This is a genomic window from Pseudomonas sp. 09C 129 (assembly GCF_002843625.1).
GTDB classification, from domain to species: domain Bacteria; phylum Pseudomonadota; class Gammaproteobacteria; order Pseudomonadales; family Pseudomonadaceae; genus Aquipseudomonas; species Aquipseudomonas chlororaphis.
In genome coordinates, this window is sequence record NZ_CP025261.1 from 1,744,644 (window position 1) to 1,770,548 (window position 25,905).

Annotated in this window: 24 protein-coding genes; 14 read left to right on the plus strand and 10 right to left on the minus strand. The window is 64.1% G+C overall.

Annotated elements, in window-relative coordinates; translation table 11 throughout:
* Positions 1 to 178 precede the first annotated feature (178 nt).
* Positions 179 to 712, plus strand: coding sequence for a GNAT family N-acetyltransferase (locus CXQ81_RS07970; protein WP_101336928.1), 534 nt, complete (start codon positions 179 to 181; stop codon positions 710 to 712).
* A gap of 3 nt (positions 713 to 715) precedes the next feature.
* On the opposite strand, the gene CXQ81_RS07975 is transcribed toward CXQ81_RS07970, so the two are convergent.
* From CXQ81_RS07975 to CXQ81_RS07985, 3 genes are all read right to left on the minus strand, one after another.
* On the minus strand, positions 716 to 1,921 hold the full coding sequence (locus CXQ81_RS07975) for a DUF418 domain-containing protein (RefSeq protein ID WP_101336929.1): 1,206 nt from the start codon (positions 1,919 to 1,921) through the stop codon (positions 716 to 718).
* A 5-nt stretch (positions 1,922 to 1,926) separates the two neighbouring features.
* Entirely contained in the window at positions 1,927 to 2,523 is a 597-nt protein-coding gene (locus CXQ81_RS07980; RefSeq protein WP_101336930.1) for a TetR/AcrR family transcriptional regulator, read from the minus strand.
* 167 nt (positions 2,524 to 2,690) lie between these two features.
* Positions 2,691 to 2,996 (minus strand): hypothetical protein, encoded by a 306-nt coding sequence (locus tag CXQ81_RS07985; RefSeq protein WP_101336931.1) that lies wholly within the window; start codon positions 2,994 to 2,996, stop codon positions 2,691 to 2,693.
* Between the two features lie 166 nt (positions 2,997 to 3,162).
* On the opposite strand from CXQ81_RS07985, the gene CXQ81_RS07990 reads away from it, so the two are divergent.
* Entirely contained in the window at positions 3,163 to 3,591 is a 429-nt protein-coding gene (locus CXQ81_RS07990; RefSeq protein WP_256593462.1) for a hypothetical protein, read from the plus strand.
* A 116-nt stretch (positions 3,592 to 3,707) separates the two neighbouring features.
* On the opposite strand, the gene CXQ81_RS07995 is transcribed toward CXQ81_RS07990, so the two are convergent.
* The 7 genes from CXQ81_RS07995 to CXQ81_RS08025 all read right to left on the minus strand — a co-directional run bounded on the left by CXQ81_RS07995 (position 3,708) and on the right by CXQ81_RS08025 (position 11,988).
* Entirely contained in the window at positions 3,708 to 5,132 is a 1,425-nt protein-coding gene (locus tag CXQ81_RS07995; protein ID WP_101336933.1) for a gamma-aminobutyraldehyde dehydrogenase, read from the minus strand.
* A 142-nt stretch (positions 5,133 to 5,274) separates the two neighbouring features.
* Positions 5,275 to 6,102 carry an ABC transporter permease gene (locus tag CXQ81_RS08000; protein ID WP_007928000.1) on the minus strand — a complete coding sequence of 276 codons (828 nt, stop codon included), beginning with the start codon at positions 6,100 to 6,102 and terminating at the stop codon, positions 5,275 to 5,277.
* Positions 6,092 to 7,039: an ABC transporter permease gene (locus tag CXQ81_RS08005; protein ID WP_007927996.1), complete on the minus strand. Its 948-nt coding sequence runs from the start codon at positions 7,037 to 7,039 to the stop codon at positions 6,092 to 6,094. Before CXQ81_RS08005 ends, CXQ81_RS08000 begins: the two co-directional genes overlap by 11 nt.
* A gap of 1 nt (position 7,040) precedes the next feature.
* Positions 7,041 to 8,078 carry an ABC transporter ATP-binding protein gene (locus CXQ81_RS08010; protein WP_101336934.1) on the minus strand — a complete coding sequence of 346 codons (1,038 nt, stop codon included), beginning with the start codon at positions 8,076 to 8,078 and terminating at the stop codon, positions 7,041 to 7,043.
* 161 nt (positions 8,079 to 8,239) lie between these two features.
* Complete coding sequence (gene ydcS / locus CXQ81_RS08015; RefSeq protein ID WP_101336935.1) at positions 8,240 to 9,391, minus strand: putative ABC transporter substrate-binding protein YdcS; 1,152 nt, start codon at positions 9,389 to 9,391, stop codon at positions 8,240 to 8,242.
* A gap of 87 nt (positions 9,392 to 9,478) precedes the next feature.
* Positions 9,479 to 10,969, minus strand: coding sequence for a gamma-aminobutyraldehyde dehydrogenase (locus CXQ81_RS08020; protein ID WP_081002215.1), 1,491 nt, complete (start codon positions 10,967 to 10,969; stop codon positions 9,479 to 9,481).
* A gap of 104 nt (positions 10,970 to 11,073) precedes the next feature.
* A complete protein-coding gene (locus CXQ81_RS08025) occupies positions 11,074 to 11,988 on the minus strand; it encodes a LysR family transcriptional regulator (RefSeq protein ID WP_101336936.1) in 915 nt (304 codons plus the stop codon).
* Positions 11,989 to 12,177: 189 nt separating this feature from the next.
* Between CXQ81_RS08025 and CXQ81_RS08030 the strand changes: the two genes are divergently transcribed.
* The 12 genes from CXQ81_RS08030 to CXQ81_RS08085 all read left to right on the plus strand — a co-directional run bounded on the left by CXQ81_RS08030 (position 12,178) and on the right by CXQ81_RS08085 (position 25,876).
* A complete protein-coding gene (locus tag CXQ81_RS08030) occupies positions 12,178 to 12,903 on the plus strand; it encodes a tellurite resistance TerB family protein (RefSeq protein WP_007927990.1) in 726 nt (241 codons plus the stop codon).
* A 232-nt stretch (positions 12,904 to 13,135) separates the two neighbouring features.
* Positions 13,136 to 14,758 (plus strand): methyl-accepting chemotaxis protein, encoded by a 1,623-nt coding sequence (locus tag CXQ81_RS08035; RefSeq protein ID WP_101336937.1) that lies wholly within the window; start codon positions 13,136 to 13,138, stop codon positions 14,756 to 14,758.
* Complete coding sequence (locus CXQ81_RS08040) at positions 14,758 to 15,294, plus strand: chemotaxis protein CheW (protein WP_101336938.1); 537 nt, start codon at positions 14,758 to 14,760, stop codon at positions 15,292 to 15,294. Before CXQ81_RS08035 ends, CXQ81_RS08040 begins: the two co-directional genes overlap by 1 nt.
* Positions 15,291 to 16,565, plus strand: coding sequence for a protein-glutamate O-methyltransferase CheR (locus CXQ81_RS08045; RefSeq protein ID WP_101336939.1), 1,275 nt, complete (start codon positions 15,291 to 15,293; stop codon positions 16,563 to 16,565). The genes CXQ81_RS08040 and CXQ81_RS08045 overlap by 4 nt, the downstream gene beginning before the upstream one ends.
* Complete coding sequence (locus CXQ81_RS08050) at positions 16,562 to 17,242, plus strand: chemotaxis protein CheW (RefSeq protein ID WP_101336940.1); 681 nt, start codon at positions 16,562 to 16,564, stop codon at positions 17,240 to 17,242. The genes CXQ81_RS08045 and CXQ81_RS08050 overlap by 4 nt, the downstream gene beginning before the upstream one ends.
* Positions 17,239 to 19,575 (plus strand): hybrid sensor histidine kinase/response regulator, encoded by a 2,337-nt coding sequence (locus CXQ81_RS08055; RefSeq protein WP_101336941.1) that lies wholly within the window; start codon positions 17,239 to 17,241, stop codon positions 19,573 to 19,575. Before CXQ81_RS08050 ends, CXQ81_RS08055 begins: the two co-directional genes overlap by 4 nt.
* Entirely contained in the window at positions 19,572 to 20,585 is a 1,014-nt protein-coding gene (locus tag CXQ81_RS08060; RefSeq protein WP_007927978.1) for a chemotaxis response regulator protein-glutamate methylesterase, read from the plus strand. Before CXQ81_RS08055 ends, CXQ81_RS08060 begins: the two co-directional genes overlap by 4 nt.
* A 48-nt stretch (positions 20,586 to 20,633) precedes the next feature.
* The gene (locus CXQ81_RS08065; protein WP_007927977.1) at positions 20,634 to 21,635 is read left to right on the plus strand and encodes a PleD family two-component system response regulator; all 1,002 of its coding nucleotides are present in this window, start codon (positions 20,634 to 20,636) and stop codon (positions 21,633 to 21,635) included.
* A gap of 108 nt (positions 21,636 to 21,743) precedes the next feature.
* Positions 21,744 to 22,839 (plus strand): peptide chain release factor 2 gene (gene prfB / locus CXQ81_RS08070; protein ID WP_097136878.1). Its coding sequence is split into 2 segments (ribosomal slippage): positions 21,744 to 21,815 and positions 21,817 to 22,839, totalling 1,095 coding nucleotides; the frame shifts between segments, so codons are not numbered across the junction.
* A gap of 110 nt (positions 22,840 to 22,949) precedes the next feature.
* Positions 22,950 to 24,449 (plus strand): lysine--tRNA ligase, encoded by a 1,500-nt coding sequence (gene lysS / locus CXQ81_RS08075; RefSeq protein WP_007927975.1) that lies wholly within the window; start codon positions 22,950 to 22,952, stop codon positions 24,447 to 24,449.
* 101 nt (positions 24,450 to 24,550) lie between these two features.
* Positions 24,551 to 25,267 carry a TetR/AcrR family transcriptional regulator gene (locus CXQ81_RS08080; RefSeq protein WP_007927974.1) on the plus strand — a complete coding sequence of 239 codons (717 nt, stop codon included), beginning with the start codon at positions 24,551 to 24,553 and terminating at the stop codon, positions 25,265 to 25,267.
* Between the two features lie 63 nt (positions 25,268 to 25,330).
* Positions 25,331 to 25,876 carry a hypothetical protein gene (locus CXQ81_RS08085; protein ID WP_087091360.1) on the plus strand — a complete coding sequence of 182 codons (546 nt, stop codon included), beginning with the start codon at positions 25,331 to 25,333 and terminating at the stop codon, positions 25,874 to 25,876.
* Positions 25,877 to 25,905: the final 29 nt, after the last annotated feature.

Consider the following 25,905-nt stretch of genomic DNA (forward strand, 5'->3'; position numbering starts at 1 on the left):
CAGGAGATCCCGAGCCCTTCCTGGCTGCGCTGGATCGGAAATGGAGGTTCGGTCATGCCTTCGGCCAAACACAACGGACTTTTAACCGCGGGCGGATAGAATAATCGGTTCGCCCGAGGCAAAAAATGCCCCGCGTGTATCGATACGTAAAACCACGGATGGCTTCAGGAAAACCAAGATGCTCAATGAACGCCCTTTGACCCCGCAAGACATCCCGCTGTTCAAACTGATTGACCGTGCAGAGCTGATCGAGGCGTTCTACCGCCTGCAGGACGGGCAACTGCTGGGTTATCCCCAGCGCGAGGTGGTGACCGGCTGGCCGCCCGGCGAAGCCGAGCATGACGCGCGGGTCTTGCAGGCGTGTGAACAGCGCGGCGGCTGGCTGTACGGGGTGTTCGACGAGCACCGGCTGGTGGCCGCCGCGGTGGTCGATTGCCTGGTGATCCACAACGCCGGCCTGCAGCTGCGGCAGTTGAAGTTCCTGCATGTCAGCCAGGCGTATCGCGGGCGTGGCCTGGGCCAGCGCTTGTTCGGCCTGGCCGCCGAGCAGGCACGGCGCATGGGCGGCGAGGGGCTGTATGTCTCGGCCACGCCGTCGCGCAATACCGTGGATTTCTATCGCCGCCTGGGCTGCGAGCTGTTGGCGGCCCCCGATCCAGAGCTGTATCGCCTGGAACCCGAGGACATCCATCTGTACCTCAGGCTGGCCTGATCTTCAGCGGGCTTTGCGCCAGGCCGGCCAGGCGAGGAGGGTTACGGCCCGCAGCAGCCATTCGCAAGGGCCATATTGATGGCCGCGCATCCACAGGGTGCTGAGCCACAGTTGCAGCGCGTAGAGAGCGATCACGATCAGCAGGATCCAGGCCGAGCCCAGCTGGTTGATCAGGCCCAGGCCGTAGCCGGTGAATATCAGGCTCAGGAGCAAGGATTGCAGTAGGTAGTTGCTCAGCGACATGCGTCCCATGGGGGCCAGCAACCTGCACACTCGTTCGCCCAGGGGCGAGTTGAACGCGCCAAGGAGCAGCAGCACGTAGCTGGCGGTGAGCAGGGGGGCGGTCAACTGGCCTATGCCGTATCCCAGGGCTTCCAGGCCAGCGCCGGGGGCATAGGCGGCGGTATAGCCATAGATGAGCGCGCCGCCGAGGCCGATGGGCAGCATCAGGCTCAATAACCTGTCCTTCCAGGCGTCGAAGACGTAGGGCGCCACCAGCCAGCCGCGGCGTCCGGCTACATAGCCGAACAGGAACATTGCCAAGGTACTGGGGCCCTGCAACAGCCATAACGCGAGGATGGTCTCTGGCAGGTGACTGAGGTTGAAGCTCAAGGTGCCCAAGGCGCTCGAGCCGAGCAGGAAGGCCTTGTCCACGGGTTCCCATTCCATGCTGCCGACGTAATTGCTTTCGGCTAGTTGCAGCAGGCCCAGCGCCATGAAAATCAGCGCCGAGCACACCAGCAGTCCCACCGCCAGCTTGAGCGCGCGTCGCGGGCAAAGGTTGCGCAGCCCCAGCAATACCAGGCCGAGCACTGCGTAGAGAGACAGAATCTCACCGTAGAACAGCACGGCGCCGTGGATCAGTCCGATCACCAGCAGCGCCAGTTGCCTGCGTACCATGCGCGGTACGAACGCGCTCTGCGAGCGCTGCGCCGAAGCCAGTTGCAGGGTGAAGCTGTAGCCGAAGAGAAAGGAGAACAGCAGGTAGAACTTGGTTTCGAACAAGGTCGAGATCAGGAAGCGGATGGCGTGATCGATGGCGGCGGGGTAGGCCGGATTGCTCACTGAGGCGCCGTAGTAAGGGTCGGTGAACACCCAGATGTTCACCGCCAGGATGCCTAGCAAGGCGAACCCGCGCAGGGCATCGATGTGCAGCAGGCGAGTGGCGGACGTGATTTTCTCGAGGCCGGGGCGAGCGGGGCTGTTCATCTGGGTCAGCGTCCTTGCAGCAGGTGGGCCACCAGTTGTTGCAGCACCTGGGATTGGTCTTGCGGGTTGAACAGCGGGTCGGCGGCGACCCGGGCGAACAGGCCGTCGACCAGCGCGGCCAGCCAGGTGGCGGCCTGTTCGGGGCTCAGTTTGGTGTGCAATTGCCCGGCTCGGCCTGCGGCGTCCACCAGAGCGGCGAGCCCTTCGCGCAACACCAGATCGTTGGCCTTGACCAGGTGTGCCACGGCTTCGTCGCGGTGGCCGAGGGCGGAAATCTCCAGGGTCAGGCCGGCGTAATGGCGGTCGCTGGCCAGTTGGCAGACGTGCTCGAGGAAGCCTGACAGGGCCGCCATCGGGTCTTCAGCCGCGACCAGTGCAGCCATCGCGGCGGCGGTCTCTTCACCTTCCCGGGCGATCAGCGCCAACAGCAGTTCGTGCTTGCTGCTGAAGTAATGGAACAGATTGCCGGAGCTCATGCCCGCGGTGCTGCAAATGTCAGCGGTGCGGGTGGCGACAAAACCGGCTTCGGCAAAACACTGGGCAGCGGCATCCAGTAGGGCGGTTCGCTTGGCTTCGCGTTGCAGGGGATTGGCGGGGCGCATGTGAGCTCATTAGTTAATTGACTGATCACTCAATTAAAGGATGAACCTGAATGCTTGGCAAGCCTTGTCTGCAAAAAATCAGTCGACGGGATGACTTCCGCCACGCGCTCCCCGGTCTATCGCTGGCCGAGCAGGAGGATCGACGGGGCACCCGTGAGTCCAGGGATTCATATGCCGCTCCCCGCCAACGGCATGAACCGCGGCACGGCACACAGCACCAGCACGCAGCCCAGCCACAGGCCCAGCCAGCGATAGTGGGCCGGCATGCGGCAGGCGTGCCAGCCTTTGGCGGCGGCATACACCAGGCTGATCTGAATCAGCACCAGGGACAGGACCCCGGTGGGGATCGCCAGGGCCGAGATAAAAGGCGCGGCGACGGCGCCGGTCAGTACCAGGCCGAGTTGCAGGGCGGCGAACGGTAGCACCAGCCAGACGGCCACTTGCAGCATCAGGCTGACGATTCGCGAGGGCATGGGCGCATCCTGGCTGCCGGAGAGGTTTCAGCGCCGCGGGCTGCGGAGCCTGGCGCTGTGTGGCGGCGGATGGTGCCGCAACTTGATCGGCTTGGCCAGACCTCGTTCAATAGCCGCCTTTCAAGGAGATCGGGCAAATGAATTGCAGTTTTTCGGCGGGCGCGCGATGAAGTACAGGAAGACGCTGACGGTGCTGGTTTTACTGCTGTTCGCCTGCGCGCTGGTGTTCGTCTGCGCCTTGAACACCGTGCTCGAGCGCAAGCCCTATTCGAGCACCAGCCCCTCCGGCCGTTACCTGCTGCAGCATGCCTCGGCCGGTGGCCTGCTGGTGCCTTTCGGCGGCCTGGGCTACTTGCAAGTCATCGACCTCAAGGAGCCGCAACGGGTCTATCGCACGCCCTTGATCGAAGACTGGTCGCTGGACCTGCGGATGTACGAGGACGACAACAGCATCCGCATCTTTGGCCTGGAGTTCATCAAGGCCAGCAAGACCTACATCATTCAGTGGCCGGACTGGGAGCACCACTGGCTCGATAGGTTCATCAGCAACACGCCCTACGAGTTCTGTGCTGAAACCGACGGTAATTGCTATTAGCCGGGCCGCCGGGCCTGGCCACATCGTTCTTTCATGCGTGTCGTGACCATCGCGGGCAAGCCTCGCTCCTACGGGTTGTACAGGTTCGTAGGAGCGAGGCTTGCCCGCGATGCCGGTCAGTGCTTGAACATCACATGGCGCACGACGCTGTAGTCCTCCAGCCCGTACAGGGACATGTCCTTGCCGTAGCCGGAGAGCTTCTGCCCGCCGTGGGGCATTTCGCTGACCAGCATGAAGTGGGTATTGACCCAGGTGCAGCCGTATTGCAGGCGCGCCGAGAGGCGGTGGGCGCGGCCGACATCGGCGGTCCATACCGAGGACGCCAGGCCGTACTCCGAGTCGTTGGCCCAGCCCAGGACCTGGGCCTCGTCAGCGAAGCGGGTGACCGAGACCACCGGCCCGAACACTTCGCGGCGGACGATTTCGTCGTCTTGCCGGGCGTCGGCCAGCACCGTCGGTTCGAAGAAGAAGCCGTTGCCGTCCACCGCCTTGCCGCCGGTGACCAGGCGGATATGCGGCTGGGCGATGGCGCGCTCGACGAACCCGGCCACGCGGTCGCGATGCTGGGCGCTGATCAGTGGACCCAGTTCGGTATCCGGGTCGCCCTGCAGGCCGTATTTGATGCTGGCGACCGCCGCGCCGAGCTTCTCGACGAAGCGCTCATAGATACCCTCCTGGGCATAGATGCGGCAGGCAGCGGTGCAATCCTGGCCGGCGTTGTAGAAACCGAAGGTGCGGATGCCTTCCACGGCGGCGTCGATGTCGGCGTCGTCGAAGATGATCACCGGTGCCTTGCCGCCCAGTTCCATGTGCAGGCGTTTGACGCTGTCGGCGGTGCTGGAAATGATGTTCGAGCCGGTGGCGATGGAGCCGGTGAGCGACACCATGCGCACCTTCGGATGGGTCACCAGCGGTTGGCCCACGGTGGCGCCGCGGCCGAAGACCAGGTTGAGCACGCCAGCGGGAAAGATCGCCGCCGCCAGTTCGGCCAGGCGCAGGGCGGTCAGCGGGGTCTGCTCCGAGGGCTTGAGCACCACGGTGTTACCGGCGGCCAGGGCCGGGGCGATTTTCCAGGCGACCATCATCAGCGGGTAGTTCCACGGCGCGATGGAGGCGATCACTCCCACCGGGTCGCGACGGATCATCGAGGTGTGCCCCGGCAGGTATTCGCCGCCGGCCGAACCGCTGAGGCAACGGCTGGCGCCGGCGAAGAAACGGAACACGTCGGCAATCGCCGGGATCTCGTCGTTCAAGGCCGCGCTCAGCGGCTTGCCGCAGTTGTCCGACTCCAGCCGGGCCAGCTCCTCGCCATGGGCTTCGATGCTGTCGGCCAGCTTGAGCAACAGCAGCGAACGTTCTTTCGGCACGGTTTGCGACCAGCTCTGGAACGCCGCGTCGGCGGCGCGCACCGCGGCATCGACCTGGGCTTCGCTGGCCTCGTTGATTTCCACCAGCACCTTGCCCAGCGCGGGGTTGAATACCGCCTGGGCAGGGCCTTCGCCGCTGGCCAGTTGGCCGTTGATCAAGAGTTTGGTTTGCATGGCTGTTCTCCTGAAATATCTGTTGGATGTTCTGCGATCTGTAGCCGCTGCCGCAGGCTGCGATAAGGCCGAAGGCCTTCAGCGAACCGGAGGGCGCCACGACCCTGCGGGTCGATCGCAGCCTGCGGCAGCGGCTACAGGGTTATTTCCCACCGCTGCCCGCCACGCTTTCGCCGCCGCGGGTCAGGTAATAGGCGCCGAGGATCGGCAGCATGGTCACCAGCATCACCAGCATGGCGACGACGTTGGTCACCGGTACGTCCCGCGGCCGGCTGAGCTGGTTGAGCAGCCACAGCGGCAGGGTGCGTTCATGGCCGGCGGTGAAGGTGGTGACGATGATTTCGTCGAACGACAGGGCGAACGCCAGCATGCCGCCGGCCAGCAACGCCGAGCCGAGGTTCGGCAGGATGATGTAGCGGAACGTCTGCCAGCCGTCGGCGCCCAGGTCCATCGAGGCTTCGATCAGGCTGTGGGAGGTGCGGCGCAGGCGGGCGATCACGTTGTTGTAGACAATCACCACGCAGAAGGTCGCGTGGCCAACGATGATGGTGAACATCCCCGGCTCGATCCCTAATGTCTTGAAGGTTGCCAGCAAGGCGATGCCGGTGATGATCCCGGGCAGGGCGATGGGCAGGATCAGCATCAGTGAAATCCCCTGTTTGCCGAAGAAGTCCCGCCGGTACAACGCCGCCGAGGCCAGGGTGCCGAGGACCATGGCGATCAGGGTGGCGATGGCGGCGATCTGCAACGACAGCTTGATGGCCTCGAGTACGTCGGGGCGGGCGAAGGCCACGCTGAACCACTTCAGGGTGAAGCCCTGGGGCGGAAAGCTGAAGGCTGCGTCTTCGGTATTGAAGGCGTAGAGGAAGATGATCAGGATCGGGAAATGCAGGAACAGCAACCCGCCCCACGCGGCAAGGCGCAGGCCCAGCGAGGCTGGTTCTCCATGCTTGGCTGAGTCAGAGCGCATCGAAGGCCCCCAGGCGTTTGACGATGGACAGGTAAATGGCGATCAGCACGATCGGCACCAGGGTGAAGGCGGCGGCCATCGGCATGTTGCCGATTGCCCCTTGCTGGGCGTAGACCATGCTGCCGACGAAGTAGCCGGGCGGGCCCACCAGCTGCGGCACGATGAAGTCGCCCAGGGTCAGGGAGAAGGTGAAGATCGAGCCGGCGGCGATGCCCGGCACCGACAGCGGCAGGATCACCTGCATGAAGGTCTGGCGCGGCTTGGCGCCGAGGTCGGCGGAGGCTTGCAGCAAGGACGGCGGCAGGCGTTCCAGGGAGGCCTGGATCGGCAGGATCATGAACGGCAGCCAGATGTAGACGAACACCATGAAGCGCCCCAGGTGCGAGGTCGACAGGGTGCTGCCGCCGACCCCGGGAATCCCCAGGATGAACTGCAACAGCGGCTCCAGCCCAAGGTGCTGGACGAACCACTGGGCCACGCCGCCCTTGGCCAGCAGCAGGGTCCAGGCGTAGGCCTTGACGATGTAGCTGGCCCACATCGGCAGCATCACCGCGATGTAGAAGAACGCCTTGGTCTTGCCGCTGGTGTAGCGCGCCATGTAGTAGGCGATGGGGAAGGCGACCACGGCGCTGGCGAGCGATACGGCGATGGCCATGCTCAGGGTGCGCAGGATGATGTCGAAGTTCGACGGCTGGAACAGCGCGGCGAAGTTGGCCAGGGTCAGGTCCGGGGTGACCGCCATGGTGAAGTCATCGAAGGTGTAGAAGCCCTGCCAGAGCAGGATCAGCAAGGAGCCCAGGTAAATCGCGCCGAACCAGAGCAGCGGCGGCACCAGCAGCAGCGCCAGGTACAGGTTCGGCCGTCGGTACAGCAGGTTGGAAAAGCGCCGCAGCGGCGAGCCGCCGGGGCTTTGGGAAGTGATCGCCAGGGTGTTCATGTCACACCCCGCTCGCCAGGGTATCGGCCAGCGGGATCATCGCGGCGCGGGCCCAGCGCGCGCTGAGGCGTTGCCCGGTCTGGTGCTGGGCGCCGCTGTCCAGCCATTGGTCGTTGGCCCGGCTGATGCTGAGGGTCTGGCCGTTGTCCAGTTGCAGCTCGTAGCGGGTGGCGCTGCCCTGGTACTGGATATCGTGCAGCAGGCCGCTGACTTCGATCTCGTGGCTGGGCAGCGGGCCTTCGGCGAAACGCACATGTTCCGGGCGGATCGAGAAGGGCCGCTGGCTGCCGCTCAGGCGTTCGGCCAGCTCGCCGCGAATCACGTTGGAGGTGCCGACGAACTCGGCGACGAAGGTGGTGGCCGGTTTCATGTACAGGTTGCGCGGGCTGTCGACCTGCTCGATGCGGCCCTTGTTGAACACCGCCACGCGGTCGGACATCGACAGGGCTTCGGTCTGGTCGTGGGTGACGAAGATGAAGGTGATGCCGAGCTGGCGCTGCAGCTTCTTCAGTTCGCCCTGCATCTGTTCGCGCAGCTTCAGGTCCAGCGCCCCCAGGGGTTCGTCCAGCAGCAGGACCCGCGGCCGATTGACCAGCGCCCGGGCCAGGGCCACGCGCTGGCGCTGGCCGCCGGACAGCTGCACCGGCTTGCGCTCGCCGTAGCCTTCCAGGGCGACCATGGCCAGGGCTTCTTCGGCGCGCTTGAGGCGTTCGGCCTTGGCGACGCCTTTGACTTTCAGGCCGTAGGCCACGTTGTCACGCACGTTCATATGGGGAAACAGCGCGTAATCCTGGAACACGGTGTTGACATCGCGCTGATAGGGCGGCAACCCGGTGGCTTCGGCCCCGTGGATGTGGATCGAGCCGGCGCTCGGCTGTTCGAAACCGGCGATCAGGCGCAGGCAGGTGGTCTTGCCCGAGCCGGAAGGGCCGAGCATGGAAAAGAACTCGCCGTCCTGGATATCGATGGACACCCGGTCAACGGCCTTCACCTCGCCGAACTGCCGGGAAACGTTGGTGAACTGGACTGCAAGCGTCATGGTGCGGTGCTCCGGGAAAGCGCGGAATCAGGTTTGGCGAAGAGCGCAGGAACCTGTAGCCGCTGCCGAAGGCTGCGATCGACCCCGAAGGGGGCGCAGGATCTTGAGATCGCTGAAGGCCTTCGGCCTTATCGCAGCCTGCGGCAGCGGCTACAGGGAACTCACCTGCCGCCCATGATTGCGATGTAATCCTGGGTCCAGCGGCTGTACGGCACGAACTTGCCGCCCTCGGCCTGCGGGGTTTTCCAGAAGGCGATCTTGTCGAACTGGTCGAAGCCGTTGGTCTTGCAGCCCTCGGCGCCCAGCAGTTGGCTTTCCTGGCAGGCCGCCGGCACGGCTGGCAGCGAGCCGAACCAGGCAGCGACATCGCCCTGGACCTTCGGCGTGAGCGACCAGTCCATCCACTTGTAGGCACAGTTGGGATGCTTGGCCTCGCTGTGCAGCATGGTGGTGTCGGCCCAGCCGGTGGCCCCTTCCTTGGGAATGGTCGAGGCGATCGGCTGTTTCTCGTTGACCAGGCCGTTGACCTGATACGGCCAGGAGCTGGCGGCGACCACGCCTTCGTTCTTGAAGTCGCTCATCTGCACCGTGGTGTCGTGCCAGTAGCGGTGGATCAGCGGTTGCTGGGCGCGCAGCAGGTCGAGCACCGCCTTGTACTGGGCCTCGGTCAGTTCGTAGGGATTCTGGATCCCCAGTTCCGGTTTCGTGCTCTTGAGGTACAACGCGGCATCGGCGATGTAGATCGGCCCGTCATAGGCCTGCACGCGGCCCTTGTTGGGCTTGCCGTCCGGCAGGTTCTGCGCGTCGAACAGCACGCTCCAGCTGGTCGGTGCCTGCTTGAAGACGGTGGTGTTGTACATCAGCACGTTCGGGCCCCACTGGTAGGGTGTGCCGTAGGTCTGCTTGTCGACCACGTACCAGGGCGCGTCCTTGAGGCGCGGGTCGAGGTTTTTCCAGTTGGGAATCAGCGCGGTGTTGATCGGCTGCACGCGCTTGCCGACGATCAGCCGCAGGGAGGCGTCGCCGGACGCGGTGACCAGGTCGTAGCCGCCCTTGGCCATCAGGCTGACCATCTCGTCGGAGGTGCCCGCGGTCTTGACGTTGACCTTGCAACCGGTCTCCTTCTCGAAGCCGGTGACCCAGTCGTAGTTCTTGTCGCTCTCGCCACGTTCGATGTAGCCGGGCCAGGCCACGATATCCAGCTGGCCTTCGCCGGCACCGACGGCCTTGAGCGGTTCGGCGGCCTGGAGGCTGGCGCTGGCCAGCAGGGCGGTGGTGATTGCACTGAGCAGTGCGGTCTTGTGCACGAACATGGGGAAACCCTCTTCTTCAAATTATGGTCGGGGCAGTTGTGAACGTGGTGGAGCGCGCCCTAAGGGCTTGTTATCAGCTTAGTGCCGTTATTCCAGGTCATTGCCGTGGCGGGCCATGATGTGGCGCACCACGCTGTAGTCCTGCAGCGAATCGCTGGACAGGTCCTTGCCGTAGCCGGAGCGTTTCAAGCCGCCGTGGGGCATTTCGCTGGCCAGCATGAAATGGCTGTTGATCCAGGTGCAGCCATATTGCAGGCGGGCCGCCACCTGCATGGCCTTGTCCAGGTTCTGGGTCCAGACCGACGAGGCCAGGCCGTATTCCGAGTCGTTGGCCCAGTCCACTGCCTGCGCCAGCTCGTCGAAACGGGTGACGGTGACCACCGGGCCGAACACTTCGCGCTGGACGATTTCATCCTGCTGCCGACAGCCGGCCAGCAGGGTCGGCTGGTAATAGAAGCCGGCGCCCGAATGCACCGCCGCGCCGGTCACCCGTTCGATATGCGGTTGGCCCAGGGCGCGTTCGACGAAGCTGGCCACTCGGTCGCGCTGGCGAGTGCTGATCAGCGGGCCGATCTCGTTGTCGGCATCGCGCTTGCCGGCGAACCGCAGGCTGCTCACGGCGGCGCCCAGTTCGGCCACCAGACGGTCATGGATCCCGCCCTGGGCATAGATCCGGCAGGCCGCGGTGCAGTCCTGCCCGGCGTTGTAATAGCCGTAGTTGCGCACACCCTCGACCACGGCCTGCAGGTCGGCGTCGTTGCAGACGATCACCGGGGCCTTGCCGCCCAGTTCCAGGTGCGTGCGTTTCAGGGTTTTCGAGGCGGCCTGGAGGATCTTCTGCCCGGTGACGATATCGCCGGTCAGCGACACCATGCGTACCTTGGGGTGGCTGACCAGGTGGCTGCCCACGCCTTCGCCACCGCCGCAGACAATGTTCAGCACGCCGCGCGGCAGCAGTTCGGCCAGGGTCGGCGCCAGGGCCAGGATCGACAGCGGGGTATGCTCCGACGGCTTGAACACCAGGGTATTGCCGGCGGCCAGGGCCGGAGCGATCTTCCAGGCGGCCATCATGATCGGGTAGTTCCACGGCGCGATCGACGCCACCACGCCGATAGGGTCGCGCCGCACCATGCTGGTGTAGCCCGGCAGGTACTCGCCGGCGAGCTGGCCGGTCTGGCAGCGCACGGCGCCGGCAAAAAAACGGAACACGTCGACGGTGGCGCCCAGATCGTCCTGGCGCGCCAGGTGCAGCGGCTTGCCGCAGTTCAGCGATTCCAGGCGGGCCAGGTGGTCGGCCTGCTTTTCCACGGCATCGGCAATCGCCAGGAGGATGTTCGAGCGTTGCTGGGGTGTGGTGCGCGACCAGTCGGTAAAGGCGCGGTGGGCGGCGAGGATCGCGCCTTCCACCTGTTCGCTGCTGGCCTCGGCGATCCGGGTCAGCACTTCGCCGGTGGCCGGGTTGAGGATAGGTTCGACAAGCCCCTGGCCGGCGACCAATTCGCCATCGATCAACAAAGCGGTGGACAACGGAGTCTGCGCGCCAGCCATTTTCCGGGTTCTCTTTTCTTGTATGGCCATGGTGCTCTCCAGTGACGGAGGCCCGGCCCTCTCTGGACGGATGATCAGAGACTAGTGGCGGGGCCGGTGCTCGACAAATACCAAATACTGAACGCAGCGTTCGATTAAATAGATGGCTTGCGCCCGCCGTGGGGCTGTTCACGAGCCACGGTCAGGAACGGGTCGACCAGCGCCGGGCGCGCCGTGCCCCGGCGCCAGGCCAGGCCGACATCGAGGGTCTGGCTGAGGTCGGCGATGGGCCGGGCCTCGATGATGTCGCCCTCCAGCGACCAGGGGCGATAGGTCATGTCCGGCTGGATCGACACCCCAAGCCCGGCCGCCACCAGGCTGCGCACCGCTTCGGTGGAGGCGGTGCGCAGGGTGATGCGCGGTTGCAGGCCGGCGCCGGACCACAGGCGCTGGGCATTGCGGTCCATTTCATCGACGTTGAGCTGGATCAGCGGCTCGCGAGCGACATCCGCCAGGCTGATGCTGTCGTGTTCCAGCAGCGGGTGCTGGGCGGGCAGCCACAGGCGGTGGGGGGAGTGGGTCAGCACTTCGGTCTGCAGGGCGTGGCGGTCCTCGAGATTGGAGAGGATCAACACCCCGATGTCGATTTCGCCGCTGACCAGCAAGTGCTCGATGTAGGGGCGCTCATCCTCCATCACGCGGATTTCTACATTGGGGTAGGCGCGCTGGAAACGCGTGAGCAAGTCTGCCAGGTAGTAACCGGCGACCAGGCTGGTCACGCCGACGATCAACTGGCCGGCCACCTGGTCGGTGCTCTGTTGCAGGCTGCGCTTGGCATTGTCGACCGTGGCCAGGATCAGGTGCGCCTGGCGCAGGAACTGGTGGCCCTGGTGAGTCAGGGTCATGCCCTTGGCATGGCGGTTGAACAGGTTGACGCCGATTTCCTGTTCGAGCTGCTGGATCGCCAGGGTCAGGGTCGACTGGGAAATGAACACCGCCTGGGCGGCAGACGAGATCGAGCCGGTCTCGGCCACGGCGATGAAGTGACGGATCTGGCGCAAGGTCATCATGGGCATCACCGGTCAGGCGGTTTTATCGATTTTTTCGAGTGTATATCTTTTTAATCGAAGGGCTGCCCAGGCATACGACCGAGCCTGGCGAAGCAACATCTGGAAGCACACTCGAGCCCAGGATCGGGGCACTTCGATCTAGGCTGGTGGCCTTATTGATTCGATCAACTCAAGTTGCTGGAGGTTTGGATGAACACCCGTGGATTGCTCGATCAACTGCTCAAGTCTGGCCAGGACCTGTTGCAGAACAAGACCGGGGCGCAGCAGAACAAGGCATCCGCTGCCGACAAGGGCGCGCTGGGCGGGTTACTCGGTGGCGGTTCCGGCGGGCTCGGCAGCCTGTTGTCCGGTGCTGGCGGCGGGGCGTTGGCGGCCGGCGCCATGGGCCTGCTGCTGGGCAATAAAAAAGCCCGCAAATTCGGCGGTAAGGCGCTGACCTATGGCGGCCTGGCGGCGCTGGGTGTGATCGCCTACAAGGCCTACGGCAACTGGCAGGCGCAGCAGGCCGGCGCGCCGAAAAGCGAGCCGCAGACCCTCGACCGCCTGCCCGCGCAACAGGTCGAACAACACAGCCAGGCGATCCTCAAGGCGCTGGTGGCCGCGGCCAAGGCCGATGGCCATATCGACGAGCGCGAGCGCGCCCTGATCGAAGGTGAGTTCACCCGGCTGGACAACGATCAGGAGCTGCAGCACTGGCTGCACGCCGAACTCAACAAACCCCTGGACCCGGCGGATGTGGCGCGTGCCGCCGGCAGCCCGGAAATGGCCGCCGAAATGTACGTCGCCAGCGTGATGCTGGTGGACGAGGAAAACTTCATGGAAAAGGCCTATCTGGATGAGCTGGCGCGTCAACTCAAGCTGGAGCCGGGGTTGAAACTCGAACTGGAAAAACAGGTGCGCCAGGCCAATCTTTGACGCCAGTCGGGCGTGCGCTGGAGAAAGCTTCGCACGCCCTCTTTGATGGCAGAAATGCCCTCTGCTTATGCCGGATCATCACTGGCGGCGCTCGAGTCATCTGGCGGAAAGTAGCCCTCCAGAGCGGACCCTGCCTTTCGCTCTGAGTGAGACGTGGTGCGCAATACGCTGATAAATGATGGCACGCCCTCGGCTATACTCCCCACCATTTGAATGGCCCCGAGGACTGACTGTGAAGAACTGGACGTTGCGCCAACGCATTTTGGCGAGCTTTGCGGTGATTATCACCATCATGCTGCTGATGGTCATAGCCTCGTACTCCCGTTTGTTGAAGATCGAGGCCGGCGAAGACCGCATGCGCTCCGATGCCATTCCCGGGGTCTATTTCAGTTCGATGATTCGCGGTTCGTGGGTCGACAGTTTCCTGCATACCCAGGAAATCATCGGCCTGAACGAAGGCAAGGGCGTCAGTGCCAAGGACGAGGCCGATTTCAAAAGCTTCGAGCAACGCCTGCAGAAATACATGGCCAGCTACAAGGAAACGCTTCGCGGTGAGACCGACCAGCTGGAGTTCGACGAGTTTGAAAAACGCCATCAGGAATTTCTCAAGATCCAGGCCATGGTCCTGGATCTGCATCGGCGTAATCAGGAAGCCGAGGCTGTCCGCGTGTTCCATGACCAGTTGACGCCCACCTGGATCGCCGGTCGGATGAAACTCAACGACATTATCGACGAGAACAAGGGGGTCGCCGATTCGGCCGCCTTGCAGATCGACGATGCGGTGGCCGCGGCCAAAGTCACCATGGGCGTTTCCCTGCTGGTGGCGGTGCTGGCGGCGGGCCTGTGTGGCCTGTTGCTGATGCGCGCGATCATGGCGCCGATGAACCGTATCGTGAAGATCCTCGACGTCATGCGCACGGGCGATCTGACCAGCCGCCTGAACCTGGATCGCAAGGACGAATTCGGTGCCGTGGAAACCGGCTTCAACGACATGATGACCGAGCTCAACTCCCTGGTGTCCCAGGCGCAGCGCTCCTCGGTCCAGGTCACCACCTCGGTCACCGAGATCGCCGCCACCTCCAAGCAGCAACAGGCGACCGCTACCGAGACCGCGGCGACCACCACCGAAATCGGTGCGACCTCCCGGGAAATCGCGGCCACCTCTCGCGATCTGGTGCGCACCATGACCGAAGTCTCCACCGCCGCCGACCAGGCTTCGGTGCTGGCCGGCTCCGGCCAGCAGGGCCTGGCGCGGATGGAAGAAACCATGCATTCGGTGATGGGCGCGGCCGACCTGGTCAACGCCAAGCTGGCGATCCTCAATGAGAAGGCCGGCAACATCAATCAGGTGGTGGTGACCATCGTCAAGGTCGCCGACCAGACCAACCTGCTGTCGCTCAACGCCGCGATCGAAGCCGAGAAAGCCGGCGAGTACGGGCGCGGCTTTTCCGTGGTGGCCACTGAAGTGCGGCGCCTGGCGGACCAGACCGCGGTCGCCACCTACGATATCGAGCAAATGGTCCGGGAGATCCAGTCGGCGGTCTCGGCCGGGGTCATGGGCATGGACAAGTTCTCCGAAGAAGTGCGCCGCGGCATGGCCGAGGTGCAGCAGGTCGGCGAGCAGCTGTCGCAGATCATCCATCAGGTCCAGGCCCTGGCGCCGCGGGTGTTGATGGTCAACGAGGGCATGCAGGCCCAGGCCACCGGTGCCGAGCAGATCAACCACGCCCTGGTGCAACTGGGCGATGCCAGCAGCCAGACCGTCGAGTCGCTGCGCCAGGCCAGTTTCGCCATCGATGAACTGAGCCAGGTGGCGGTGGGGCTGCGCAGCGGCGTCTCGCGTTTCAAAGTCTGATGAACGAGCTCGCAGCGAAAGGCGGCGCAGGGACGGCGACGAAAGACGCACTGTTCCTGGTGTTCCGCATCGGCACCGAACGTTACGCCTTGCAGGCCATCGAGGTGGTCGAGGTATTGCCGCGCCTGCAACTCAAGCCGATTCCCCGGGCGCCGTCCTGGGTGGCCGGGGTCTTCGCCCATCGCGGCGCGGTGGTGCCGGTGCTCGACCTGAGTGCCCTGACCTTTGGCGAGCCGGCGCAGGAGCGCACCAGCACCCGCCTGGTGCTGGTGCATTACCACCCGCAGGCGGCACAGCCCGCTCAGTTGCTGGGGCTGATCCTCGAGCAGGCCACTGACACCCTGCGTTGCAATCCGCAGGACTTCAAGGCCTACGGCCTGGATAACCGCAATGCGCCGTACCTGGGCCCGGTCTACGAAGACGCCCAGGGCCTGCTGCAATGGGTGCGTGTCGACGATCTGCTGGATTCCGAGGTGCGTGCGCTGCTGTTTCCCTCGCTGCCGCTGGATCCGGCGTTGCTCGGGGAGTCGTCATGAGCAGCGACCAGCGATTTTTCGATTTTCTCAAGGAGCGCATCGGCCTCGATGTGGCCTCGGTGGGCCCGGCGATCATCGAGCGCGCGGTACGCCAGCGCAGCATCGCCCAGCAGGCGCCCAGCGCCGACCATTACTGGCAGACCCTGCAAGGCTCGCGGGATGAACAGCAGGCCCTGATCGAAGCGGTGATCGTTCCGGAAACCTGGTTTTTCCGTTACCCGGAATCCTTTGCGACCCTGGCCAAACTCGCGCGCTCGCGGCTTGCCGAACTCAAGGGCATGCGGGCCTTGCGCATCCTCAGCCTGCCGTGTTCCACCGGCGAGGAGCCGTACTCGATTGCCATGGCCCTGTTCGATGCCGGGCTGGCCCCTCATCAGTTCAAGGTCGAAGGGTTCGATGTCAGCCCGCTGTCGGTCGAGCGGGCCAGGCAGGCGGTGTATGGCAAGAACTCCTTTCGCGGCCAGCACAGCGATTTTCGCGAACGGCATTTCACCGCCGAAGATGAGCGCTACAGCCTTAGCGAGCGGGTGCGCGAGCAGGTGCGCCTGCAGGTCGGCAACCTGCTGGACCCGACCTTGCTGGCCAATGAGCCGCCCTACGATTTTGTCTTCTGTCGCAACCTGCTGATCTATTTCGATCAGCCGACCCAGCGCCAGGTGTTCGAAGTGCTCAAGCGCCTGACGCATGTCGACGGCGTGCTGTTCATCGGCCCGGCCGAAGGCAGCCTGCTGGGCCGCCTGGGCATGCGCTCGATCGGCATTGCCCAGTCCTTTGCCTTCAGCCGGCATAACGAACCCGAGCCCGAACCCGCGCCGGCCTTTGTCCCAAGCGCATTGCCGGCGCGCCAGCCGGTGCGCAGCATCGCGCCTCCCGTGCGCAGCCGACCGTTCTCCAGTGCCGCCGTGGCGAGCCAACGCCCCGCGCCGACCAGGCCGGCCAGCGATGCCACGACGTTGCTGGCGAGCATCGCGGCCCTGGCCAACGAAGGCAAAAGCGCCGAGGCCCGGGTGGCTTGCGAGCATTACCTGGACACCCACGAGCCGGTGGCGCAGGTGTTCTATTGGCTGGGGCTGCTCAGCGACGTGGCGGGCAGCGCCCTGGAAGCCCAGGGTTTCTATCGCAAGGCCCTGTACCTGGATCCGCAGCACGCCGAAGCGCTGGCGCACCTGGCCGCTTTGCTGGCTTCCCAGGGCGACGTCGCCGGTGCCCGTCGATTGCAGGAGCGCGCGGCCCGCAGCGGCCGTGCAGCAGACAGTGAGCGTAAATCATGAGCGGCTCTGTTTCGTTGAACGTGACTCACGAAGATGCACAGGCCATCGACGATTGCTGGAACCGTATCGGTATCCACGGCGACAAGAGTTGCCCGTTGCTGGCCGGGCATGTGCATTGCCGCAATTGCTCGGTGTATTCCGCCGCGGCCACCCGCCTGCTCGACCGCTATGCATTGCAGCAGGAGCGCCATGAGCAAGCGGTCGAGGCCGATACGGATGTCGTCACCCGTTCGTTATTGATGTTCCGCCTGGGCGAGGAATGGCTGGGCATTGCCACCCGTTGCCTGGTGGAAGTGGCGCCGCTGCAGCCGATCCATTCCTTGCCGCACCAGCGCTCGCGAGCCTTGCTGGGCGTGGCGAATGTGCGTGGTGCGCTGGTGGCGTGCCTGTCGTTGGTGGAGCTGCTGGGGCTGGACTCCACCAGCACGGTCGTGTCGGGGGCGCGGGTGATTCCGCGGATGCTGATCATCGCCGCCCAGGGCGGCCCGGTGGTGGTGCCGGTGGACGAGGTGGAGGGCATCCATGCCATCGACGAGCGTACCCTGGACGCCGCCGCGGTTTCCGGCCAGCAGGCCAGTGCCAAGTACACCCGTGGCGTCCTGCAATGGAAGGGCCGCAGCCTGCGTTGGCTGGATGAAGAGCAGTTGCTGTCCGCCGTGACCCGGAGCCTGACATGACCCCTGATCAAATGCGCGACGCCTCGCTGCTCGAACTCTTCAGCCTGGAAGCCGAAGCCCAGACCCAGGTGCTCAGTGCCGGCCTGCTGGCGCTGGAGCGCAATCCGACCCAGGCCGACCAGCTGGAAGCCTGCATGCGCGCCGCCCACTCGCTCAAGGGCGCGGCGCGGATCGTCGGGGTCGACGCCGGGGTCAGCGTGGCCCATGTGATGGAAGATTGCCTGGTCAGCGCCCAGGAAGGGCGGCTGTACCTGCGTCCCGAACATATCGATGCGCTGCTGCAGGGCACCGATTTCCTGATGCGCATCGCCACGCCGGGCAGCGAGGTCAGTGAGCAGGACATTGCCGCCTACGTGGCGCTTATGGAGCAGTTGGTCGGCTCGCCGGGCGCGGCGCCTGCGGGCGTTGTCCTGCCCCGGATCGAGCCGCACCTGCCGCCCATGGTCGAGCTGCAACTGCAAGCCCCGCGGGTCGAACCCGAACCACAGGTCCCGCCGTTCGAGATGCCGCAGGAGGTATTGCAGGAAACGCTGCAAGAGACAGCCGCGGCGATTACGCACAAGGGCAAGAAGCTCGCCGAGGGGGGCGAACGGGTGTTGCGGGTCACGGCCGAACGCCTGAACAGCCTGCTCGACCTGTCGAGCAAGTCGCTGGTGGAAACCCAGCGCCTGAAGCCCTACCTGGCGGCTCTGCAGCGCCTCAAACGCCTGCAGAGCAACGGCCTGCGCGCTTTGGAAAACCTCAATGGGCATCTCAAGGAGCAGGTGCTGGGCCTGGAGGCCCTCGAAGCCCTGGAAGATGCGCGACGCCTGCTGGCGGAATCCCAGCAGGTGCTGACGGAGAAAACCGCCGAGCTGGATGAATTCGGCTGGCAGGCCAGCCAGCGCGCCCAGGTGCTCTACGACACCGCGCTGGCCTGTCGCATGCGGCCGTTCGCCGATGTGCTGGTGGGCCAGGTGCGGATGGTTCGCGACCTCGGGCGCAGCCTGGGCAAACAGGTTCGCCTGGAGGTCGAGGGCGAGAAGACCCAGGTCGATCGCGACGTGCTGGAAAAACTCGAGGCGCCGCTGACCCACCTGCTGCGCAACGCGGTCGATCACGGCATCGAAACGCCCGAACAGCGGCTGCTGGCGGGCAAGCCGGCCGAGGGCCTGATTCGCCTGCGCGCTTCCCACCAGGCCGGGCTGCTGGTGCTGGAGCTGAGCGATGACGGTAATGGCGTCGACCTGGAACGGGTGCGCCAGAGCATCGTCGAGCGCCAGTTGTCCCCCGCCGAGACCGCTGCCCAGCTGAGCGAAGAAGAGCTGCTGACCTTCCTGTTCCTGCCGGGCTTCAGCCTGCGGGACAAGGTCACCGAGGTCTCCGGGCGCGGTGTCGGCCTGGACGCGGTGCAGCACATGGTGCGTCAGTTGCGTGGCGCGGTGCAGCTGGAGCAGGTGGCGGGGCAGGGCAGTCGTTTCCACCTCGAAGTGCCGCTGACCCTGTCGGTGGTGCGCAGCCTGGTGGTGGAGGTCGGCGAAGAGGCCTATGCCTTCCCGCTGGCGCATATCGAACGCATGTGCGATCTGGAGCCCGACGACATTGTCCAGCTGGAAGGACGCCAGCATTTCTGGCACGAAGGCCGCCACGTCGGCCTGGTCGCGGCCAGCCAGTTGCTGCAACGCCCGGCGGGGCAGAACAATGAATCCACGCTCAAGGTCGTGGTGATTCGCGAGCGCGACGCGGTCTACGGCGTGGCGGTCGAGCGTTTCATCGGCGAGCGGACCCTGGTGGTGCTGCCGCTGGACGACCGCCTGGGCAAGGTCCAGGACATTTCCGCCGGAGCCTTGCTCGATGACGGCTCGGTGGTGCTGATCGTCGACGTCGAGGACATGCTGCGTTCGGTGGACAAGCTGCTCAATACTGGCCGCCTGGAACGCATCGCCCGGCACAACCGCCATCAGGCCGAGACGGCGCGCAAGCGCATCCTGGTGGTCGACGACTCGCTCACCGTGCGTGAGCTGCAACGCAAGCTTTTGCTCAACCGTGGTTATGACGTAGCGGTCGCCGTCGACGGCATGGATGGCTGGAACGCCTTGCGTTCGGAAGACTTCGACCTGCTGATCACCGACATCGATATGCCCCGAATGGATGGGATTGAATTGGTCACACTCCTGCGCCGTGACAATCGCCTGCAGTCGTTGCCGGTGATGGTGGTTTCCTACAAGGATCGCGAAGAGGACCGGCGCCGTGGACTGGATGCCGGGGCCGACTATTATCTAGCCAAAGCCAGTTTCCATGATGACGCCCTGCTGGATGCGGTGGTGGAGCTGATTGGAGGAGCGCGGGCATGAAAATCGCGATCGTCAATGACATGCCCATGGCCGTGGAGGCCCTGCGCCGGGCCCTGGCCTTCGAACCCGCGCATGAAGTGGTGTGGGTCGCGACCAATGGCGCCGAGGCGGTCGAGTACTGCGCGCAGCTGACGCCCGACCTGATCCTGATGGACCTGATCATGCCGGTGATGGACGGCGTGGAGGCGACCCGCCGGATCATGGCCGAAACCCCTTGCGCTATCGTGATCGTCACGGTGGATCGCCAGCAGAACGTGCATCGGGTGTTCGAGGCCATGGGACATGGCGCGCTGGACGTGGTCGATACACCGGCCCTGGGGGCCGGCAATGCGCAGGAAGCGGCGGCGCCTTTACTGCGCAAGATCCTCAATATCGGCTGGCTGATCGGCCAGCAGCGCGGCAACCACGTGCGTTCGGCGCCGGTGCCGATGCGCACCATGGCGCAACGCCAGGGCCTGGTGGCGATCGGCTCGTCCGCCGGTGGCCCGGCGGCGCTGGAAGTGTTGCTCAAGGGGCTGCCCGCCCATTTTCCGGCCGCCATCGTGCTGGTGCAGCACGTCGACCAGGTGTTTGCCGCAGGCATGGCCGAATGGCTGAGCAGCGCCTCCAGGCTCAAGGTGCGCCTGGCCCGCGAAGGCGAGCCACCGCAGAGCGGTACGGTACTGCTGGCCGGGACCAATCACCATATCCGGCTGTTGAAGAACGGCACCCTGGCCTACACCGCCGAGCCGGTAAACGAGATCTATCGGCCATCGATCGATGTGTTTTTTGAAAGTGTCGCCAGTTACTGGAATGGCGATGCGGTCGGCGTACTGCTGACCGGCATGGGCCGCGATGGCGCTCAGGGCCTGAAACTGATGCGCGACCAGGGTTATCTGACCATCGCCCAGGACCAGGAGAGTAGTGCGGTGTATGGCATGCCCAAGGCGGCCGCTGCCATCGACGCTGCCGTAGAGATTCGCCCACTGGACAAGATCGCTCCACGATTGCTGGAGATATTTGCCAAATGACCGACAAACGCAGCTGTCCTGGCCAGGTAGCAACTCAGGTGACAACCCATGAATGATTTACAGCTCGACGATTTTAAGACCGATGAAAATGCTGCGATGGTGCTGCTGGTCGACGACCAGGCAATGATCGGTGAGGCTGTGCGGCGTGGGTTGGCGAATGAAGAAAACATCGACTTCCACTTTTGTGCCGACCCGCACCAGGCCATTGCCCAGGCGATCCGCATCAAGCCGACGGTGATCCTGCAGGACCTGGTGATGCCGGGCCTGGACGGGTTGACGTTGGTGCGCGAGTACCGCAACCACCCGGCGACCCAGAACATTCCGATCATCGTGCTTTCGACCAAGGAAGACCCGCTGATCAAGAGTGCGGCCTTCGCCGCCGGGGCCAACGATTACCTGGTCAAACTGCCGGACAATATCGAGCTGGTGGCGCGCATCCGTTACCACTCGCGCTCCTACATGACCCTGTTGCAGCGGGACGCGGCCTATCGCGCACTGCGGGTCAGCCAGCAGCAGCTGCTCGATACCAACCTGGTGCTGCAGCGCCTGATGAACTCCGATGGCCTGACCGGCCTGTCCAACCGCCGGCATTTCGACGAGTACCTGGAGCTGGAATGGCGCCGGGCAATGCGCGACCAGACCCAGTTGTCGCTGCTGATGATCGATGTCGATTACTTCAAGTCCTACAACGACAACTTCGGTCATCTGGAAGGCGATGAAGCCCTGCGCAAGGTGGCGACGGCGATCCGCGAAGCCAGCAGCCGACCGTCGGATCTGCCGGCGCGTTATGGCGGGGAGGAGTTTGCCCTGGTGCTGCCGAACACCTCGCCCGGTGGGGCGCGGCTGGTGGCCGAGAAACTGCGCCAGACCGTGGCCGCGCTGAAGATTCCGCATATCGCGCCGACCGAAGGGGCGAGCCTGACCATCAGCATCGGCCTGTCCACCATGACGCCGCAGCCGAGCACCAGTTGCCGGCAATTGATCTCGGCCGCCGACAAAGGCCTGTATCTGGCCAAGCACAATGGTCGCAATCAGGTGGGGATCGAGTGAAAAAAACCGCCACCGCGGGGGCCTAAAGCCGCCAGGCGGGCTGCCGCACCAGCTTGATTACGTTATACTCGCCGGCTTTCAAAAGTTCGCCAACGAGTGCTGCCTGCCATGGAAATCAACCCGATCCTTAACACTATCAAGGACCTGTCCGAGCGCTCCGAAACTATTCGGGGGTATCTTTGACTACGATCAAAAGCATGAGCGTCTGACCGAGGTCAACCGCGAGCTTGAAGATCCGAACGTCTGGAACAAGCCTGAATACGCCCAGGAACTGGGCCGCGAGCGCTCTGCGCTGGCACAGATCGTCGAGACCCTGGACGAGTTGTCCGGTGGCCTGGCCGATTGCCGCGATCTGCTGGAGATGGCCGTCGAAGAGAACGACGAAGGCGCGGTAGGCGATGTGGTCGCCGAACTGACCCGTCTCGACGAGGCCCTGGCCAAGCTGGAATTCCGTCGCATGTTCAGCGGCGAAATGGACATGAACAACGCCTACCTGGATATCCAGGCCGGCTCCGGCGGCACCGAAGCCCAGGACTGGGCCAACATCCTGCTGCGCATGTACCTGCGCTGGGCCTCCAAGCGTGGCTTCGACGCCACCATCATGGAACTGTCCGAAGGCGAAGTCGCCGGGATCAAGGGCGCCACCGTGCACATCAAGGGCGAGTACGCCTTTGGCTGGCTGCGCACCGAGATCGGCGTGCACCGCCTGGTGCGCAAGAGTCCGTTCGACTCCGGCGCCCGCCGCCACACCTCGTTCTCGGCCGTATTCGTCTCGCCCGAGATCGACGACAAGGTGGAAATCGAGATCAACCCGGCGGACCTGCGCATCGACACCTATCGTTCCTCCGGTGCCGGTGGCCAGCACGTAAACACCACCGACTCGGCCGTGCGTATCACCCACGTACCGACCAACACCGTGGTCAGTTGCCAGAACGAACGTTCCCAGCACGCCAACAAGGACACCGCCATGAAGATGCTGCGGGCCAAGTTGTACGAGCAGGAAATGCAGAAGCGCAACGCCGCTTCCCAGGCGCTGGAAGACACCAAGTCCGACATCGGCTGGGGTCACCAGATCCGCTCCTACGTGCTCGATGCCTCGCGGATCAAGGATCTGCGTACCAACATCGAACGCAGTGACTGCGACAAGGTGCTCGACGGCGACATCGACGAATACCTGGTGGCCAGCCTGAAATCGGGGCTGTAAGCCGCGACACCCATGCCGCGGGCACGGCGCGCTTCTGTAGGAGCGAGGCTGGCCCGCGATCCCTTGCCACAGGCAAGGGGCAACGTACCTGTGATGGAAAATTTAAAGACATGAGCGACCTACAACTCGACCAGGCCCTGCAACAGGAAGAAAACACCCTGATCGCCCTGCGCAAGGAAAAGCTTGCTGCCGAGCGCGCCAAGGGCAATGCCTTCCCGAACGACTTCCGCCGCGACAACTACTGCAACGACCTGCAGAAGCAATACGCGGACAAGACCAAGGAAGAGCTGGCCGAGGCTGCAATCCCGGTCAAGGTTGCCGGTCGCATCATGCTCAACCGTGGCTCGTTCATGGTGATCCAGGACATGACCGGGCGGATCCAGGTCTACGTCAACCGCAAGACCCTGCCGGAAGAAACCCTGGACGCGGTCAAGACCTGGGACCTGGGCGACATCATCGCCGCCGAAGGCACCCTGGCCCGTTCCGGCAAGGGCGACCTGTACGTCGAGATGACCCAGGTACGCCTGCTGACCAAGTCGCTGCGTCCGCTGCCGGACAAGCACCACGGCCTGACCGACACCGAGCAGCGCTATCGCCAGCGCTACGTCGACCTGATCGTCAACGAAGACGTACGCGAAACCTTCCGCGTGCGTTCGCAAGTCATCGCCCATATCCGCAGCTTCCTGATGAAGCGTGACTTCCTGGAAGTGGAAACGCCGATGCTGCAGACCATTCCCGGCGGTGCGGCGGCCAAGCCGTTCGAGACCCACCACAACGCCCTGGACATGGAAATGTTCCTGCGTATCGCCCCGGAGCTGTACCTCAAGCGCCTGGTGGTCGGTGGCTTCGAGAAAGTGTTCGAGATCAACCGCAACTTCCGTAACGAAGGCGTTTCGACCCGGCACAACCCTGAATTCACCATGTTGGAGTTCTACCAGGCCTACGCCGACTACGAAGACAACATGGACCTGACCGAAGAACTGTTCCGCGAACTGGCGCAGCTGGTCCTGGGCAGCACCGACGTGCCATACGGCGACAAGGTGTTCCACTTCGGCGAGCCGTTCGCCCGCCTGTCGGTGTTCGACTCGATCCTCAAGTACAACCCCGAGCTGACCTTTGAGGACCTGAACGACATCGACAAGGCTCGCGCTATCGCCAAGAAGGCCGGTGCCAAGGTGCTCGGCTTCGAAGGCCTGGGCAAGCTGCAGGTGATGATTTTCGAAGAGCTGGTCGAGCACAAGCTGGAGCAGCCGCACTTCATTACCCAGTACCCGTTCGAAGTCTCGCCGCTGGCCCGTCGCAACGACGAGAACCCGAACGTGACCGACCGTTTCGAGCTGTTCATCGGTGGCCGCGAAATCGCCAACGCCTACTCCGAGTTGAACGACGCGGAAGACCAGGCCGAGCGTTTCATGGCCCAGGTGGCCGACAAGGACGCCGGTGACGACGAAGCCATGCACTACGATGCCGACTTCGTTCGCGCCCTGGAGTACGGCATGCCGCCGACCGCCGGTGAAGGTATCGGCATCGACCGCCTGGTGATGCTGCTGACCAACTCCCCGTCGATCCGCGACGTGATCCTGTTCCCGCACATGCGGCCGCAAGCGTAAATATGTTGAATAAAAAGCCGCCGCTAACAGGCGGCTTTTTATTGTCTGTGTGGCACTGACGTACTGCTTTTTTCATTTTTTATGTGAGAGGAATACCTGTCGTGAACCGTGCAATTGCTCAAGAAGGTGCAGCTGGCATCGCCACTGCGGTCGCTGAAAGTGTTCAGTACCAGGGCCGCAAGGCCAGCCGACAGGGCAGTGAGCAACGTCGCCAGGATATTCTCGACGCGGCCATGCGCATCGTCGTGCGCGATGGCGTGCGCGCCGTGCGCCATCGCGCGGTCGCCGCCGAAGCCGGTGTGCCGCTGTCGGCCACCACCTACTACTTCAAGGATATCGATGACCTGCTCACCGATACCTTTGCCCAATACGTCGAGCGCAGCGCCGCCTTCATGGCCAAGCTGTGGGCCAACAACGAGGGCTTGCTGCGGGAGATGGTCGCCTATGGCGACGGCAGCCCGCAGTCCCGCGCGCAACTGGCCGATGACATTGCGCGCCTGACCGCCGATTACGTGCAGCGCCAACTGCACAACCGCCGCGAGCATCTGATGGCCGAGCAGGCGTTTCGCCAGGAAGCGCTGCTCAACCCGCGCCTGGCGTTGCTGGTGCGTTCCCACCAGCAGATCCTGCTGCAGGGCACCTGCCAGTTTTTCCAGGTATTGGGTTCCCGCGAGCCGCAACAGGATGCCAAAGTGTTGACGTCTATAATCGGACGGATGGAATATCAGGGCCTGCTCAACGGGGCAGAGCCTCTGGCCGACGAGGACATGCTGGGCATTCTGACCCGGTACATGCACCTGGTATTGGCCTCGGTGTGATCCGCCCGCCCGAACGCAGGCTGCGCTAGCGGCTACGGGTCGACTGCTGATAGGGAGTGTTGAATGAAAGCCTGGCGCGTTGTGATCGCCTTGTCGTTCCTGCTGCTCAGCGGCTGCCTGGTGTCCTTCAAGGAACCCTTGCCGGCCGACCAGGCTGCGCCCGCGGCGTTGCTCGGCAAATGGACCAGCAAGAATGCCTGGGGCGAACCGCTCACCCTGCAGCTGAGCCGTATCGGCAACAACCGCTACAAGGCCGTCACTTCCGTCAAGGCCAAGCCGCAGCAGCACGATACTTACGAGTTCACCGTTTCCCGCCACGGCAGCCGCTGGTATCTCTCGGCGGCGGTGCCCCAGGCGCTGGGTGGGCACTTCACCATCGCCGGTTTCGAGTTGACCGACGAACACGAGCTGGTGCTCTACCAGCTCGATCTCGAGCAGATCAATCAGGCCCGCGGGCAGAACGCCCTGCGGGGCGAACCGTTCGACACCAAGGACGGCGAGGGCGTGCTGATCGACAGCGCGCTGCCACAGGTTTTCGCCTATCTGGACGATCCCGCCAACTCCGACGTGTTCGTCGAGGCGGCGCGCTTCCAGCGGGCAGGCAAGTAAACGCAGTACAGACGTTTTAACGGGAGTTT